This window comes from Burkholderia sp. BCC0397, assembly GCF_902832865.1.
GTDB lineage: Bacteria > Pseudomonadota > Gammaproteobacteria > Burkholderiales > Burkholderiaceae > Burkholderia.
In genome coordinates, this window is the sequence record NZ_CADFDL010000006.1 from 20,905 (window position 1) to 37,172 (window position 16,268).

The window sequence follows — 16,268 nt, forward strand, 5'->3', positions numbered from 1 at the left end:
GGGGCTTGCCGCCGTGCTCGCGCGCGGCCATTCGGCGCGCTGCGTGTGGGGCAGCAACTGGCCGCATCCGAACGCATCGCCGTTGACTGACGACGCGCGCCTGCTCGGCTGGCTGCACGATTGCACGGTCGACGATGCGGTTGTCCGCGCGATTCTGGTCGACAACGCGGCTGCGCTCTATGGATTTCATGCGGACACGCGGCGCGAAACCGCCATGTAACGCGCGGTCGATCCGGAAGCATCTTGCGATTGCGGCCGGGTAGCCGCGGCGTGAAGCGAAGGAAGGGGAAGGGACTTGAAGAGGTGCACGCGGCCCGGCGGCGAGCAACCGCCGGGCCGCGCGCATCGGGACGTCAGTGAGTGATCGACAGGAACAGATAAGCGGCGAACAGCGCCAGATGCACGACGCCGTGCAGCACCGTCGTGCGCCCCTGGCTCAGCGTGAGCGTGCTGACCAGCAGCGTGAGCGCGAGCAGGACCGTTTCCATCGCGCCGATCCCGAGCGTGAGCGGCTGGTCGACCCAGATGAACACGGCCGCGACGGTCGGGATCGTGAGCCCGATGCTCGCGAGCGCCGAACCGAGCGCGAGGTTCATGCTGGTCTGCAGGCGGTTCGCCCGCGCGGCGGTGACGGCCGCGAGCCCTTCCGGCAGCAGGACGAGCGCGGCGATCACGATACCGACCGCGGCTTCGGGCGCGCCGAGCTTCAGCACCGCATGCTCGACGGCCGGCGACAGCAGCTTCGCGAGCAGCACGACCGCGACGAGACTCGCGAACAGCAGCACCATGCTGATGACCGCGGTGCGATTGGTCGGCGCGGCCGCATGCACCGCTTCGTCCGCGCTGTCGTGCGCGGCGAGGAAGTAGTCGCGGTGGCGCACGGTCTGCACGAACACGAATGCGCCGTACAGCACCAGCGACGCGACGCCGGCGAACGCGAGCTGCGATTTCGAGAAGAACGGGCCCGGCGCGGCGCTCAGGTAGTTCGGCATCACGAGCGACAGCACCGACAGCGACGCGAGCACCGCGAGCGCCTTGCTCGCGCCGCGCCCCTGGAAGTCCTGCTCGCCGTGCTTCCATGCACCGACCAGCAGGCAGATGCCGACGATGCCGTTACAGATGATCATCACGGCGGCGAACACGGTGTCGCGGGCGAGGCCCGATTTCTCGGGGCCCGCGCCGAGCATCACCGAAACGATCAGCGCGACTTCGATGACGGTCACGGCGACCGCGAGCACGAGCGTGCCGAACGGTTCGCCGACGCGGTGCGCGACGACTTCCGCATGGTGGACGGCGGCGAACACGGCGCCGGCGAGCGCAGCGGCGAACACCGCGATGACGAGGCCTTCGGCCGGCACGACGCGCGACAGCGCGAGTACCAGCCACGCGGCAAGCGGGGCCCAGAGGGTCCAGCGCGGGAGCTGGTTGGACGAGAGCGGCATGAGGGTTTCCTTATGCGAGTGGCGGCGCGCGACGCGCCGTCACGGGTTGACGAAGCCCGGCCGTACTATCCGCCGAACGAGGACGATGAAACTGAAGGGGGGCAGCACGCAACGGCGCTGCCCTGGGTTCGCTGCCGCGAGGCGGCGAGGGGCGCGGGCGGGCCGAAGCCCGTCGCGGGATGAAACGGTTCGATGCGGTTGCCCGCGGACGGCGAGACAAGCACGCGGGGCGATGCGCAGACCGGAGACTCGATTCGACCCCGAAAGGGGCCGATGGACGGCGGTGACGACGCGACACGCGTTTCCCCCTGGAATCCGGCAATTTGTCGAATTTTATCAGGCGTTCGGGGGTCACTATCTCATATTCGAACCATTACGTTGACCTTTCGGTTTACAAAAAGTGCCCCGATCCGTCGATTTTTTTGTCGTTGCAGCTTCCGTAACGGTCTCTTGCACGACACATTCGGGCTCGCCCTGACATAAATCTACCGACCGGTCGGTTTATAATCGCTCGCACTTCCACTTCATGACGGATCGCAAGCGATGGCTGTTTCCTCTGCACATTCGGTGAACTCGGGCGCGCTGGCGCCGTCGGCCGTCGTCGGCGTGATCGGCGCCGGCGCGATGGGCGCGGGCATTGCGCAGGTCGCGGCGGCGGCCGGCCATGCGGTGCTGCTGTACGACCTGAACGAAGCAGCCTGCGACAAGGCGCTGGCCGGCATCCGCGCGCAGTTCGCGCGGCTGGCGGAGAAGGGCCGGCTCGAACCGGCGCAGGCCGACGCGGCCGGCAACCGGATCCGCGCGGTGCGCGCGCTGGCCGATTTCGCGGGCGCCGCGCTGATCGTCGAGGCGGCGGCCGAACGGCTCGACGTGAAGCGCGAGATCTTCGCGACCCTCGAACGTCATGTCGACGACGCATGCGTGCTGGCGACCAACACCTCGTCGATCTCGATCACGTCGATCGCGGCCGGGCTGCGCGTGCCGCAGCGCGTCGCCGGCCTGCATTTCTTCAACCCGGCGCCGCTGATGGCGCTCGTCGAGGTGGTCAGCGGGCTCGCGACCGCGCCCGAGATCGCCCAGGTGCTTCATGCGACCGCCGCCGCGTGGGGCAAGCAACCGGTGATGGCGAAATCGACGCCGGGCTTCATCGTGAACCGCGTCGCGCGGCCGTATTACGCGGAGGCGCTGCGCGTGCTGAACGAGCAGGGCGCCGCGCCGGCATCGATCGACGCGGTGATGCGCGAGGCCGGCGGCTTCCGGATGGGGCCGTTCGAGCTGATGGACCTGATCGGCCATGACGTGAACTTCGCGGTGACCGAGTCGGTGTTCCGCGCGTACTTCAACGATCCGCGCTACACGCCGTCGCTGATCCAGCAGGAACTCGTGAACGCGGGCTTCCTCGGGCGCAAGTCCGGGCGTGGCTTCTATTCGTATGCGGACGGCGCGCCGCCGCCCGGCCCCGATCTCGAAGCGCCGCGCGCCGCGCCGGCCGACGTCGTGCTGTTTGCGCAGGACGGCCCGGCCGCCGCGCTGCACGCACGCTTCGCCGCGCGTATCGAAGGCGTCCGGCACGCCGGCGCGCAGCCGGACGACCTGCTCGCCACGGCCGGCCGCGCGTCGATCGCGCTGACCGACGGCCGGACGGCCAGCGTGCGCGCCGCGCAAACGGGCGTGGCGGATCTCGTGCTCGTCGATCTCGCGCGCGATTACGCGCAGGCCGGACTCGTCGCGCTGACGCGCGCGCTCCAGTGCAGCGACGCGGCGTATGCCGACGCGGTCGGCCTGTTCCAGCAGGCGGGTTTTCGCGTCGTCGGCGTCGCGGACGTGCCGGGGATGGTCGCGATGCGCACCGTCGCGATGCTCGCGAACGAAGCGGCCGATACGGTCAACCAGGGCGTGTGCTCGCCGGCCGATCTCGATCTCGCGATGGAGAAGGGCGTGAACTACCCGTGCGGCCCGCTCGCGTGGGCCGATGCGATCGGCATCGGCCGCGTGCATCGCGTGCTGTCGAACCTGGCGGCGAGCTACGGCGAGGACCGCTATCGCGTGTCGCCGCGCCTCGCCGCGCTGCATGCGGCCGGCCGCACGTTCCGGTCATGACCGCCTTGTCACCTCGAACACGACAACGCCATCACTCCATTGGAGGAGCCCCCGATGACTCACCCGACGCATCCCGCCGCCGCCCTCGAGCCGATCGAGACCGCCAGCCGCGACGAACTGCAGGCGCTGCAGCTCGAGCGCCTGAAGTGGTCGCTGCGCCACGCGTACGACAACGTCCCGCACTATCGGCGCACGTTCGATGCGGCGGGCGTGCATCCGGACGACCTGAAGTCGCTCGCCGATCTCGCGATATTCCCGTTCTCGACCAAGCACGACCTGCGCGACAACTATCCGTTCGGCCTCTTCGCGGTGCCGCGCGAGCAGGTCGTGCGCGTGCATGCATCGAGCGGCACGACCGGCAAGCCGACGGTGGTCGGCTACACGGCGCGCGACATCGATACGTGGGCGAACGTGACCGCGCGCTCGATCCGTGCGGCCGGCGGCCGTCCGGGCGATACGCTGCACAACGCGTTCGGCTATGGCCTCTTCACCGGTGGTCTGGGGATTCACTACGGCGCGGAGCGGCTCGGCTGCATGGTCGTGCCGATGTCCGGCGGGCAGACCGAGAAGCAGGTGCAGCTGATTCGCGATTTCGAGCCGAAGATCATCCTCGTCACGCCGTCGTACATGCTGAACCTGATCGATGAGATGGTGCGGCAGGGGATGGACCCGGCCGAATCGTCGCTGACGATCGGCATCTTCGGCGCCGAGCCGTGGACGCAGGCGCTGCGCGACGAAGTGGAGACGCGCGTGGGCATCGACGCGCTCGACATCTACGGGCTGTCGGAAGTGATGGGCCCGGGCGTCGCGTGCGAATGCGTCGAGACGAAGGACGGCCCGGTGATCTGGGAAGACCATTTCTACCCGGAGATCATCGACCCCGTCACCGGCGAAGTGCTGCCCGACGGCAGCCAGGGCGAGCTCGTGTTCACGTCGCTGACGAAGGAGGCGATGCCGGTGATCCGCTACCGCACGCGCGACCTCACCGCGCTGCTGCCGCCGACCGCGCGTGCGATGCGCCGGCTCGCGAAGATCACGGGCCGCTCCGACGACATGCTGATCGTGCGCGGCGTGAACGTGTTCCCGAGCCAGATCGAGGAGATCGTCGTCGCGCTACCGCAGTTGTCGGGCCAGTTCCAGATCACGCTGTCGCGCGACGGTCACATGGACCGGCTCGACCTCGCGGTCGAGTTGCGCTCCGAGGCGGCGGCCTCCGTCACCGACGGCGATCGCGCGGCGCTCGCGCGCGAGCTGCAGCACCGGATCAAGACGATGGTCGGCGTGTCGTCCGGCGTGACGGTGCTGTCGGCCGGCGGCATCCCCGCGACCGCGACCGGCAAGGCGCGGCGCGTGATCGACCGCCGCCAGGCCGCGTGATTTCGATGTGTGCCGTTCTACCCGAGGAAACCTGTTCGATGGATGGATTGAAGACCCTGGCCGTGACGGTCGATGCGCGCGGCATCGCGACCGTCGCGCTGCAGCGCGGCGACGTGCTGAACGCGTTCGACGAGACGATGATCGCGGAGCTCACCGACGCGTTCACGACGCTCGGCCGGCGCGACGACGTGCGCGCGATCGTGCTGCGTTCGGATGGTCGCGCATTTTGCGCGGGCGCCGACCTGCAGTGGATGCAGCGCGCGAGCGCGAACGACGCGGCCGCGAACCTGCGCGACGCCGAGCGGTTCGCCGCGATGATGCGCGCGATCCGGCAATGCCCGAAACCGACGGTCGCACGCGTGCAGGGCCACGCGTTCGGCGGCGGCGTGGGCCTGTGCGCGGCCTGCGACATCGTGATTGCGAGCGACCACGCGCGCTTTTCGGTCAGCGAGGCGCGTTTCGGAATCCTGCCGGCCGTGATCGGCCCGCATCTGGTCGAGGCGGTCGGTCAGCGCCAGGCGCGCCGGCTCGCGCTGACCGCGACGCAGCTCGCGGCCGCCGAAGCCGTCGCGATCGGCCTGATCCATCAGGCCGTGCCGCTCGATGCGCTCGACGACACGCTCGAGCGGACGCTCGCGGAACTGGGCCGCAACGGCCCGCACGCGCTGATGGAGATCAAGCGCTTTTTCGACGCGATCGGCGAGTATCCGCCGTCGGACGAACGCGCGGCGTTCACCGCGCAGACGATCTCCCGCGTGCGGGCGACGCCGGAAGCGAAGGAAGGCTTCGCGGCCTTCTTCGCGAAGCGGCCGCCGGCCTGGGAGACGGGCGCCGAATAAGGCTGCATGGCGAAGATCGAAGGCGATCGACGGCGAAACCGGCCCGGCCGCATTTTGCGTCTCGGGCGCGAGCGCTTGCACTACAATGCGTGACCTCCGGCGCGCTGCCGGCCCCGCCCCGACCGATGCTTCGCACGATGATCGTCAACCGCCTTGTCTCCGAGATCCTGTTCGGCTTTACCGGCCTGATCGGCATCATCAATCCGATCGGTATCGCGTTCCTGTTTCTCGAACGGACCGAGTCGCTCACCGCGCACGAACGGGATCTGCTCGCGAGGAAGGTCGCGTTCAATGCGTTCGTCGTGCTGATGGTCGCGTTCTTCGCCGGCACGCCGGTGCTGCATTTCTTCGGGATCTCGATGGAAGCGCTGCGGATCGGCGGCGGCTTCGCGGTGGCCGTGGCCGGCTGGCAGATGCTGAACGAACCGGACGGGCCGGGCGGCGGCGACACGCCGGTCAAGCCGATCGACGCGAACGCGATCATGACGCGCGCGTTCTTCCCGTTGACGGTGCCGCTGACGGTCGGCCCCGGCTCGATCGCGACCGCGATCGCGCTGAACGCGAACCGCACGCACAAGCTGTCGGAATTCATGCTGTCGAGCATCGTGTCGATCGCCGTATCCGTGCTCGTCGCGCTCGTGATCTGGCAGGTCTACAGCCGCTCCGCGCTGCTCGCGCGCTACCTCGGCAGCGAAGGGACCAAGGTCGCGAAGCGCGTGTCGGCGTTCCTGCTGCTGTGCATCGGCGTGCAGATCATGCTGACCGGTTTCTCCGCGTTCCTGCAGCCGCTCGCCGACCAGGTCAAGTAACCGGGCCTTCGGTTCGTCCTTTAAGGTTCAACCTTTCACGCAGCCTGCACGCGGCGCGCGCTCATACGCGTTCGCGGCATGCGGGATACCATGCGACGTCTGGCGGATGCGCGGCGCGCATCCGGCCGCAACCCCAACTCGAGTGGCGAGGCGTGCAATGGAATACGTGAAATTCGGATCGACCGGGCTGGACGTGTCGAAGCTGGTGCTGGGCTGCATGACGTTCGGCGAGCCGTTGCGCGGCACGCACCCGTGGACGCTGCCGGAAGCGGAAAGCCGCCCGATCATCCAGCGCGCGGTCGAGGCCGGCATCAACTTCTTCGACACCGCGAACATGTATTCGGACGGCACGTCGGAGGAGATCGTCGGCCGCGCGCTGCGCGATTTCACGAAGCGCGACGACGTCGTGATCGCGACGAAGGTGTTCTACCGGATGCGGCCGGGGCCGAACGGCGCCGGCCTGTCGCGCAAGGCGATCATGACCGACATCGACCAGAGCCTGAAGCGGCTCGGCACCGACTACGTCGACCTCTACCAGATTCACCGCTGGGACTACGGCACGCCGATCGAGGAGACGCTCGAGGCGCTGCACGACGTCGTGAAGGCCGGCAAGGCGCGCTATATCGGCGCCTCGTCGATGTTCGCGTGGCAGTTCGCGAAGGCGCTGCATACGTCGAAGCAGAACGGCTGGACCCGCTTCGTCAGCATGCAGAACCACCTGAACCTGCTGTATCGGGAAGAAGAGCGCGAAATGCTGCCGCTGTGCGAGGACGAAGGCATCGCGGTGATTCCGTGGAGCCCGCTCGCACGCGGGCGCCTGACGCGCAACTGGGACGAATCGTCGGAACGGCAGCAGAAGGACGACGTCGGCCAGCGGCTGTACGACGCGACGGCCGACGCCGACAAGGCGGTCGTCGAGGCCGTCGCGGCGATCGCCGCCGCGCGCAACGTGCCGCGGGCGCAGGTCGCGCTGGCGTGGGTGGCGCAGAAACGCGGCGTGACCGCGCCGATCGTCGGCATTTCGAAGCCGCAGCAACTGGACGATGCGCTCGGCGCGCTCGCGCTGAAGCTGACCGACGACGAAATCGCCACGCTCGAACGCCCGTACGTGCCGCACGCGGTGGCCGGGTTCAACTGAGCGGCAGCGCGGGCGGCGCCGGCGCCGCGATCAGCGCGCGGCGTCGAGCATCGGGTAGGTGAACAGGCCGAAATGGACGATGTTCAGCCCCGCATGCGCGAGTGCGGCGGCGAGCAGGCCGCCGCGCCGCCACGCGAGTCCGTAGCCGACGCCGGCCACCGTGCCGAGCACGATCCATTGCCAGCCGGCCGCTGCGTGCGCGGCGCCGAACAGCACCGCGCCGGCCGCGAGCGCGACCCACGGGCCCCACGAGTAGGCGCGTAACACGCGGGTCAGCCCGCCTTGCACGTAGCCGCGGAACAGCGCTTCCTCGGCGAGCGTCACCAGCAACAGGTTGTTTACGAGCCATAGCCAGCCGGACGGCGGCCATTTGGGCGCCCAGCCGACCATCCCGAACGCGAGCGCGCCGGCTAGACACGCGGCGGCCGTGGCGACGGCCGCCACCACGCCGGTGCGCAGCGCGCGCGACAGCGCGACGTCCGGGGCGACCCACGGCAGCGCCCACAGCAGCCACAGGCCGACGAGCGGCTTGTCGAAATTCAGGTACATCGTGAACGGCACGGCGTCCGGCGTGAAGCGGGTCGGGGCGATCACGCGTGGATTGTGGAAGCCGGGAATCAGGTGCAGGCTCAGCGCGATCGCGAGCGCGGCAAAGACGAGGTGCGCGGCGATGCGCACCGCGAGCGGGCGCGCGGGCAACACGCCCCAGCCGGCCGCGATCAGCAGCGCGAACGGCGCCAGCGTGACCGGCGCAAGCTGGCCGAACGCCAGGGCGCCCGCATAGCCGAGCGCGGCGAGGCCGATGCTCAGGCCGTGCAGCGGGCGATGCCACGCGAAGGCGGCGGCCGCGAACAGGGCGAGCCAGATCGTGGCGCACGGAAGGAGCGAAAGGGACATGACGGGAAACGGATGGGCGGACGAGACGCCGCGCATCATACAGCAGGTGCGGTGACACGCCGCCGGGCAGCCGGCCCGCCGCGTGTCAGCGGCCGGCGGTTTCGGTGACGCCGCTGCGGCCCGGGATGTCGACGCTGTTGCGCACGCGCATCCGCCGCCGGTACCAGAACGTCCACATCAGCAGGCAGCCGAACACCGTGTAGCCCATGACCGGCGACACGACCAGCACGCGCTCGACCGGCCAGCTGACGACCATCCACCAGCGCAGCAGCATCTCGATCGTCATGATGGCGCCCCACACGAACGTCATCAGCCGCAGCATCTGCCGCAGGCCCGGCTGCGCGTCCCAGACGGCTTCGAAGTGTGCGGCGCCGCCGTCCATCTCGCGGGCCACGGTGGCGCGGGCCAGATAGTAGATCAGTGGGCGTTCGCGAAACAGCGACAGCAGGAACACGACGCCGATCGTGCCCGACCCGATCGATTCGCGCATCAGCAGCGTGCGCGGACTGCCGCCGAACGCCATCCCGACGATCGACAGCGTGATGCCGAGCAGCACGATGGCCGCCACCGCGTCGACGCGGCGCGAGCGGATGAATTCGACGATCGACCAGATGATCGGCGGAACCGCCGACGCGTACAGCGCGCCGGTTTCGCCGAAATACGGACGCGCGACCCGATAGGCCACCCAGGGCAGCACGAGGTTGACGAAGAGTTCGAGAATCAGTCCGGCTCGCGGTTTCACGGTGCGCCATTCCACGCAGGTCGGGGCGGACGCGCGAAAGGCGTCGTTGTCCCCGGTTGCCCCGAAAAGGGTTCGGTCCAGTATATCGAAGAATCGTGCCGAGTTTGGGATGACGAATGTTTCGGCATGCCGCATCCGGATGGAACGCGACATGGCGGCTGCTTCGGATGGGGACGACAGGGGGAAGGGTGGCACAGGCAGGCGCGCCGCCCCGCCCCCCGCACGGGCGACGCTCGACGGCGAGGAGGCGAGGCGGCGGCCTGCGCGGCGCGGCGTGAATCGATGCCGCGGCCGCGCGTGTGCGCTCAGGAGACGGCCGGCTGGACGATGATCTTCACGTTGCGGTCCTTGTGGTTGACCAGTTCCTCGAAGCCCTGCGCGACGATGTCGCCGAGCGCGATGCGCCCGGTGATGAGCGGCTGCACGTCGATGCGGCCGTCCGCGATGAAGCGGATCACGTCCGCGAATTCGCCGTTGTACGCGAGCGAGCCGATCACTTCCTTTTCGGTCGACACGATGTCGAAGAAGTTGAACGATGTCGGTTCCTCGAAGATGCCGACCATCACCGACTTGCCGGCCTTGCGGATCACGTCGATCGCGAGCTTCGCGGTGGCCGTGTGCCCGATGCACTCGAACGACACGTCGGCGCCGTAGCCGCCGGTCAGCGCTCGGACTTCGGTGATCGCGTCGGACGTCTTCGGATCGATGACGATGCTCGCGCCGACTTCCAGCGCCTTCTGCTTGCGCGCGGCCGACATCTCCAGCGCGATCACGCGCCCGGCGCCCGCCGCCTTCGCGCACATGATCGTGCACAGGCCGATCGTGCCCGCGCCGACCACGACGACGGTCTGCCCGACGATATTGCCCGCCTTCTTCACCGCATGCAGCCCGACCGCGAGCGGTTCGATCAGCGCGCCGGCCTCGGTCGGGAAATTGTCGGGCAGCTTGTACAGCAATTCGGCCGGCACGTTCACGTATTCGGCGAACGCGCCGTTGTTCATCAGCCCGGTGAACGCGAGGTTCTCGCAGATGTTGTACAGCCCGTGCCGGCAATACCAGCAGGTGCCGCAATGCTGGCACGCGTCGGCCGTCACGCGGTCGCCGACCGCGAAGCCCGACACGCCCGCGCCGAGCTCGGCGATCTCGCCGCTGAACTCGTGGCCGAGGATGCACTGGCCCTTCAGGCCGGTCAGCGGATGCGGCGCGTCGACCGGGATGAACACCGGCCCGGCGACGTATTCGTGCAGGTCGGAGCCGCAGATGCCGCACCAGTGTACGCGGATCGTGACCCAGCCTGCGGGCGGGCGCGCCGGAACGGGAACCTGTTCGACGCGGATGTCGTGGCGGCCATGCCAGACGGCGGCCTTCATGCTGGGGGTGGGGATCGATACCGGTGTACTCACGTTGCTGTCTCCGTCAGGTTGTCGTCGGGCGCGCGGCAACGCTGCCGGTGTGCCCGTCGCGCGATTGCGCGATCGACCGGTATGCAGGAACGGGGCCAGCGTGAATCGGGGCGGTGCGAGGCGGTCGGAAAGTGCGCGTTGAGTGCGTTGCACTATTCCGCTTTCCATTGACCGGAAAAGGTTGGGAGCGAATGGCGTGTCGAATTTGCTGCGATAGCGCTACGACGAATCGAGTGAGACGCCGGGACGTTCGTCTCAGCGTAATGAGACGAATCGCGAGACGAACCGCAACGGGCGATGTTGCTCGATCCGCGTTCAGGCGATCACTTCGTAGTCCACGGCGACCGCGGCGAGCCGCGTGAATCCGGCGGCGCGGTATGCCTTGCGGGCCGAAAGGCACGTTCGCAAGCCCGTTATTAGCGTGAAGAGGCCCTAAACCAGGATGCCGTCGCGTGTTGCGCCGGCCATTGCCGCCATCGCCGAAACGGATCGTTGCACGCGTTACCCCTTTACTTGAAGTTAACTTCAATTTGTATCATGTGCGGCAGTCCGATTGCGGCCGCGTGAGACATCCCGTTGCACGCGGCCGCTTCAACGGAGGTGAAGATGACCGAAGCGCCTGTCGCGGCCGATGCCGCCGCGCTGCCGTCGCGCAGCTACCGGGCCGCCATCGCGAACGTCGTGCTGGCGAGCATCGTGTCGGCGCTGCACGTCGGCAAGGCGACGATCGCATTGCCGTCGCTGCAGCACGAATTCGGCGGCTCGCTCGCGTCGCTGAGCGGGATCATGTCGGTGTTTCCGTTCGTCGGCGTGTTCGGCGGGATCGCCGCCGGCCTGCTGGTGCGGCGCTGGGGCGACCGGCGGCTGCTGGTGACGGGCCTCGTCATCCTCGGCTTGTCGAGCCTCGCCGGCGCATGGGCAGGCAGCTTCGCGCTGCTGCTGGCCACGCGCTTCGCGGAAGGGCTCGGGTTCGTGATCGTGGTGGTCGCCGCGCCGGCCGTGCTGAACCGCGTGACGCCGCCCGAGCGGCGCAATCTCGCGTTCGGCCTGTGGAGCACCTTCATGCCGGCCGGCATGGCGCTGTCGATGCTGGTCGGGCCGCTGCTCGGCGGCTGGCGCAACGGCTGGCTCGCGGCCGCGGCGCTGACGCTCGTCGCCGCAGCCGCGGTGCCGGTCACGACGTCGGCCGACGCACCGTCGCGGCAGGCGGGGGCGACGCGCATCGGGCCCGCGCTGCGCAACGTGCTCGCGGCGCGCTCGACCACGCTCCTCGCACTGGGTTTCGCGACCTACAACGTGCAGTTCTTCGCGGTGGTGACGTTCCTGCCGGTGTTCCTGATGCAGCGCCTCGGCGTCGCCGTTGGCGCGGCGGGGCTGATCAGCGCGGCGATCGTCGCCGCGTGCGTGATCGGCAACCTGACGGCCGGCTGGCTGCTGTCGCGCGGGGCGCGACCGGGGCTCGTGATGGCCGCGACGTCGGTTGCGATCGGCGCGGCGGGCGCGGGCCTTTTCAGCGCGGCGACGCCCGCGCCGCTCGCGGTCGCGCTCGGGTTCGCGTTCTCGGCCATGGCCGGGATGCTGCCCGCGACGATCCTCGCGTGCGCGCCGGGTTCCGCACCGTCGCCGTCGCTGGCGCCGCTCAGCATCGGCTGGGTCGTGCAGGGCAACTATCTCGGCCAGGTGATCGGGCCGCTGGCGATCGGCGCGATCGTCGGCGCGTTCGGCTGGTCGGGCGGCATCGGGCTGATGCTCGCGGCGGCCGTCGCCGGCGCGGCGATCGGCCTGTTCCTGCTGCGCGAACCGATGGGCCGGCGCTGAGCGCGGCGCCGGCGTCGTTCAACCTGCACGGAAATCCGTCAAGCATGCTCAACACCATGGAAAGCCCGATCTGCGAAGAAGACCTGTCGTGCGACGTGTCCGCGTCCGCGCCCGGCGAAGACGATGCGATGCCGTCGCGCGGCAGCGTGGTCGCGCATCCGCTCGTGACGATCGGCCGTGCGCCGATTCCGGAGCACGCGACGGCCGCGGCGTCGCCGTTGCGCCCGCAACTGTTCGTCACGGTGCTGGAGGTGGGCGACAACGGGCTGCTGGTGCGATGGGTCGAGAGCGGCCGGTGTCATTACGGCGAGCAACGCTGGCGCTTGCGCGTCGCGTTGCAGCCCGGTCGCTGCGCGCTGTCGGGGCAGCCGATCGAGCCGGGCGAACCGGTGTTCCGGCCGGTGCGGCGGCCCGTGCCGGCCAATGGCGACGAGATGATCTGCCCGGCAGCGGTGCCGGGCGCGGCCGGTGCGGCGTGCGACGACGTGCCGGAGGACGGCGACGCACGCCATCCGGCCGATGTTCATGGCTGAACATCGGCCGTCGGGGGGACGACGTTACTTCTTCAGATCGTGCCGGTACTGGATGAAACCGGCGTTGTTCGCGAGCTTGTCGTACAGCGCGCGTGCGGTCGTGTTGGTCTCGTGCGTGAGCCAGTACACGCGGCTCGCGCCGGCTTCGCGGGCCCGTTCGTAGACGGCCTCGATCAGCGCGCCGCCCGCGCCTTGCCCGCGCGCGTCGGGCGCCGTGTACAGATCCTGCAGGTAGCAGTACGGCCCTTCGGTCCAGCACGAGCGGTGGTAGATCGCATGCACGATCCCGACCAGCGCACCCGACGCGTCGAACGCGCCGAGCACGAACATCGGCTCGTCCGGATCCATCAGGCGCGCCCAGGTCGTCGCGAACACCGCGTCGCTCAGCGCGGTGTCATAGAACTTCTGGTAACCCTGCCACAGCGGACGCCACGCGGCTTCGTCGGCGGCGACGAGCGGGCGCACCGTGACGCGCGTTGCGTCGTTTGCGCGGCTGGCGGCGTCGCGCGCGCTGGCCTGCGCGTGGCGGATCGCGGTGAGCGACTGGCGCTGTTCGCCCTGCGCGTCGAAGTTCTCCGGTGCGAGCCACGCGTCGAACGCGGCGCGGACCTCCGGCCATTCGCCGTCGATGATCGAGAACCACGCGGTGTCGCGATTGCGGCCGCGGTAGATGATCGCCTGCCGGAACGTGCCTTCGTAGCGGAAGCCGAGCCGCGCAGCCGCCTTGCGCGACGGCGCGTTCAGGTCGTCGCACTTCCATTCGTAGCGCCGGTAGCCGAGCGTGTCGAACGCGTATTTCATCAGCAGGAACTGCGCTTCGGTCGACACCGGCGTGCGCTTGAGCAGCGGCGAGAACGTGACGGAGCCGACCTCGATCACGCTGTTGGCCGGATCGATGCGCATCAGCGCGAGCGTGCCGACCGCGCGGCCCGTGGCGCGGTCGATCACCGTGTAGTGCAGCGGATCGGTGCTCGCCTGTGCGCCGCGCGCGTAGTCGCGGTAGCTGGACGCGTCGGCGTACGGGCCGTGCGCGAGATAGGTCCAGTCGCTGCCGTCGGGCGCCTGTGCGTAGGCGGCGTGCAGGTCGGCCGCGTGGCGCTCGGCGTCGAGCGGTTCGAGCCGGCAGTAACGGCCTTCGAGCACGATGCGCTCGGGGCGCGGACGCGCGGACCAGTCGGGAACGGGTTGGCCGATGGGCTGCTGGAAAGCGTTGGTGAGCGTGGGCAAGGTCGATCTCGCTTCGGTTGGCGGCCGGCGACATGCCGGCATGCAGACGATCGTAGTCCCGGCGAGGTACCATGAGAAGCGCCAGCGAACGGTAAATTTATGGTGCCACGATCGGTGGCCGTCAGCCGTCAGCCGTCAGCCGTCAGCCGTCAGCCGTCAGCCGTCAGCCGTCAGCCGCTCACGGTACGCCACTTACCGTACGTCCCGTTTCGACCTCTCACGCTGCGATGTTCCGATGACGACTGCCTTTCCTTCCTGCGCCGCGCCGTTGCTGCCGCTCGATGCGCCGCTGGCGCGTACGCCTGGCGCCCCGTCGCTGCAGCGCCAGTTGCTGCGTCGCGTGCGCGACGCGATTCTCGGCGGCGCGATGCCGGCCGGCACGCGGCTGCCCGGCACGCGCGCGCTGGCCGAAACGCTCGGCGTGTCGCGCAATACGACGGCCGCCGTGTACGAGCAGCTCGTCGCCGAAGGCTTCTTGCAGTCGGATCGTCGCGGCACGCGGGTCGTTGGGCTGTCGCGGCCCGCGCCGCCGCGCCGGCGTGCCGCGCCGCCGGCCGTCGCGCAGCGGCTCGGCCGGATTCGCTCGAGCCTCGTCGGCACCGGCGAATCGGAAGGCTTCCGGCCGGGCGTGCCCGCGCTGTCGCATTTCCCGGTGGACGCGTGGCGGCACGCGATCGACCGCGCGCTGCGTCGCGCCGGCCGCGACCTGCTGGCGTACGGCGATCCGCTCGGTGAGCCCGCGTTACGCGAATCGATCGCGCGCCACCTGGCCGTCACGCGCGGCGTGCGCTGCGATCCCGAGCAGATCGTGATCACGGAGGGCGCGCAGGGGGCGATCGCGCTGTGCGCGCAGTTGCTGACGAATCCGGGCGATACGGTGTGGGTCGAGGAGCCCGGCTATCGCGGCGCGCGCACTGCGATGCAGGCGGCCGACCTCGACGTCGTGCCGATGCCGGTCGACGCGGAAGGGCTGCGCGCGGAACCGGACGACTGGCGCGAGCGGCCGCCGCGCCTCGTCTACACGACGCCGTCGAACCAGTTCCCGACCGGCGCCGTGCTGTCGATCTCGCGCCGGCTCGCGCTGATCGATGCGGCGCGCCGCCATCGCGCGTGGATCATCGAGGACGACTACGACAGCGAATTCCGTCACACCGGCGAGCCGATCGGCGCGATGCACGGGCTCGCGCCCGATTCGCCGGTCGTCTATCTCGGCTCGTTCAGCAAGACGATGTTTCCGGCGCTGCGGATCGGTTTTCTCGTGCTGCCCGACGCGTTGCTGGCCGCCGTGCGGCCGGCGCTGCCGGAGATGCTGCGCGGCGGGACGCGCCACGTGCAGCTCGCGCTGGCCGATTTCATCGAGACGGGCGAGTACGGCCGGCATCTCGGGCGGATGCGCCGGCTGTATCGCGACCGGCGGCGTTTGCTGCTCGCCGCGCTCGACAGCAGCCTGAGCGTGCCGCACCAGGTCGAGGGCGGCCCGTGCGGGCTGCATCTCGCGCTGCGGCTGCCGGCGCGTTATCGCGATCGCACGATCGTCGAAGCGGCGCGCGCGCATGGCATCGGTCCGTTTCCGCTGTCGGGTTTCGCGATCGATGCGGGGCGGGCCGGCAACGGGCTCGTGCTCGGTTTCGGCAATACGTCGGCCGATGCGTTCGAGCCGATGTTGCGGATGGTGTCGGCGATCGCGGAGCGGGTGGGCGCGGGTGACGCGTGACGGTATGGGTTCGCGATTCCGGCTTCCCGCTGCCCGATGGTGATTGGGTTCCGCCCGTCATTCCTGTTGGTTGCCGTTGCGTGCATGTCGCGGATGGTGGCCGTCGCTCACCGGGCCCGCGACGATTCAATCCATCGTCGTCGGACATGATGCGGCTCAGCCGCTGGTGGCCGTCGGTTACACGGCAGCGTTGCCGAACACGGAAGGGGTCGGCGGGGTGGCGGTGTTG

14 protein-coding genes are annotated in these 16,268 nt (G+C 69.5%); 9 read left to right on the forward strand and 5 right to left on the reverse strand.

Features of this window, described 5'->3' with window-relative positions; all coding sequences use genetic code 11:
- The first annotated feature begins 13 nt into the window (after positions 1-13).
- Positions 14-220 (forward strand): amidohydrolase family protein, encoded by a 207-nt coding sequence (locus HWX03_RS19565; RefSeq protein ID WP_279612234.1) that lies wholly within the window; start codon positions 14-16, stop codon positions 218-220.
- 133 nt (positions 221-353) lie between these two features.
- Here HWX03_RS19565 and HWX03_RS19570 read toward each other — a convergent pair whose 3' ends face one another.
- Positions 354-1,442: an ionic transporter y4hA gene (locus HWX03_RS19570; protein ID WP_175872327.1), complete on the reverse strand. Its 1,089-nt coding sequence runs from the start codon at positions 1,440-1,442 to the stop codon at positions 354-356.
- Between the two features lie 543 nt (positions 1,443-1,985).
- On the opposite strand from HWX03_RS19570, the gene HWX03_RS19575 reads away from it, so the two are divergent.
- From HWX03_RS19575 to HWX03_RS19595, 5 genes are all read left to right on the forward strand, one after another.
- Positions 1,986-3,542: a 3-hydroxyacyl-CoA dehydrogenase gene (locus tag HWX03_RS19575; RefSeq protein ID WP_175872328.1), complete on the forward strand. Its 1,557-nt coding sequence runs from the start codon at positions 1,986-1,988 to the stop codon at positions 3,540-3,542.
- Between the two features lie 54 nt (positions 3,543-3,596).
- Positions 3,597-4,919, forward strand: coding sequence for a phenylacetate--CoA ligase PaaK (gene paaK / locus HWX03_RS19580; protein WP_175872329.1), 1,323 nt, complete (start codon positions 3,597-3,599; stop codon positions 4,917-4,919).
- A gap of 38 nt (positions 4,920-4,957) precedes the next feature.
- On the forward strand, positions 4,958-5,758 hold the full coding sequence (locus HWX03_RS19585; protein WP_175872330.1) for an enoyl-CoA hydratase-related protein: 801 nt from the start codon (positions 4,958-4,960) through the stop codon (positions 5,756-5,758).
- A gap of 137 nt (positions 5,759-5,895) precedes the next feature.
- Complete coding sequence (locus tag HWX03_RS19590) at positions 5,896-6,567, forward strand: MarC family protein (RefSeq protein WP_174433490.1); 672 nt, start codon at positions 5,896-5,898, stop codon at positions 6,565-6,567.
- Positions 6,568-6,724: 157 nt separating this feature from the next.
- Positions 6,725-7,705 (forward strand): aldo/keto reductase, encoded by a 981-nt coding sequence (locus HWX03_RS19595; protein ID WP_174433491.1) that lies wholly within the window; start codon positions 6,725-6,727, stop codon positions 7,703-7,705.
- A gap of 30 nt (positions 7,706-7,735) precedes the next feature.
- Here the strand turns inward: HWX03_RS19595 and HWX03_RS19600 are convergent, their stop codons facing one another.
- The 3 genes from HWX03_RS19600 to HWX03_RS19610 form a co-directional block, all read right to left on the reverse strand.
- Positions 7,736-8,602, reverse strand: a complete 867-nt coding sequence (locus HWX03_RS19600) for a CPBP family intramembrane glutamic endopeptidase (RefSeq protein ID WP_175872331.1) — start codon at positions 8,600-8,602, stop codon at positions 7,736-7,738.
- Positions 8,603-8,687: 85 nt separating this feature from the next.
- Positions 8,688-9,344, reverse strand: coding sequence for a VC0807 family protein (locus HWX03_RS19605; protein WP_175872332.1), 657 nt, complete (start codon positions 9,342-9,344; stop codon positions 8,688-8,690).
- Between the two features lie 305 nt (positions 9,345-9,649).
- Positions 9,650-10,714, reverse strand: a complete 1,065-nt coding sequence (locus HWX03_RS19610; protein WP_175872585.1) for a 2,3-butanediol dehydrogenase — start codon at positions 10,712-10,714, stop codon at positions 9,650-9,652.
- A gap of 639 nt (positions 10,715-11,353) precedes the next feature.
- On the opposite strand from HWX03_RS19610, the gene HWX03_RS19615 reads away from it, so the two are divergent.
- Positions 11,354-12,565, forward strand: coding sequence for an MFS transporter (locus HWX03_RS19615; RefSeq protein WP_175872333.1), 1,212 nt, complete (start codon positions 11,354-11,356; stop codon positions 12,563-12,565).
- 44 nt (positions 12,566-12,609) lie between these two features.
- Positions 12,610-13,098, forward strand: a complete 489-nt coding sequence (locus HWX03_RS19620) for a DUF3331 domain-containing protein (RefSeq protein ID WP_175872334.1) — start codon at positions 12,610-12,612, stop codon at positions 13,096-13,098.
- A gap of 24 nt (positions 13,099-13,122) precedes the next feature.
- Here HWX03_RS19620 and HWX03_RS19625 read toward each other — a convergent pair whose 3' ends face one another.
- A complete protein-coding gene (locus HWX03_RS19625) occupies positions 13,123-14,325 on the reverse strand; it encodes a GNAT family N-acetyltransferase (RefSeq protein ID WP_175872335.1) in 1,203 nt (400 codons plus the stop codon).
- 235 nt (positions 14,326-14,560) lie between these two features.
- Between HWX03_RS19625 and HWX03_RS19630 the strand changes: the two genes are divergently transcribed.
- Entirely contained in the window at positions 14,561-16,039 is a 1,479-nt protein-coding gene (locus HWX03_RS19630) for a PLP-dependent aminotransferase family protein (protein WP_175872336.1), read from the forward strand.
- Positions 16,040-16,268 lie beyond the last annotated feature (229 nt).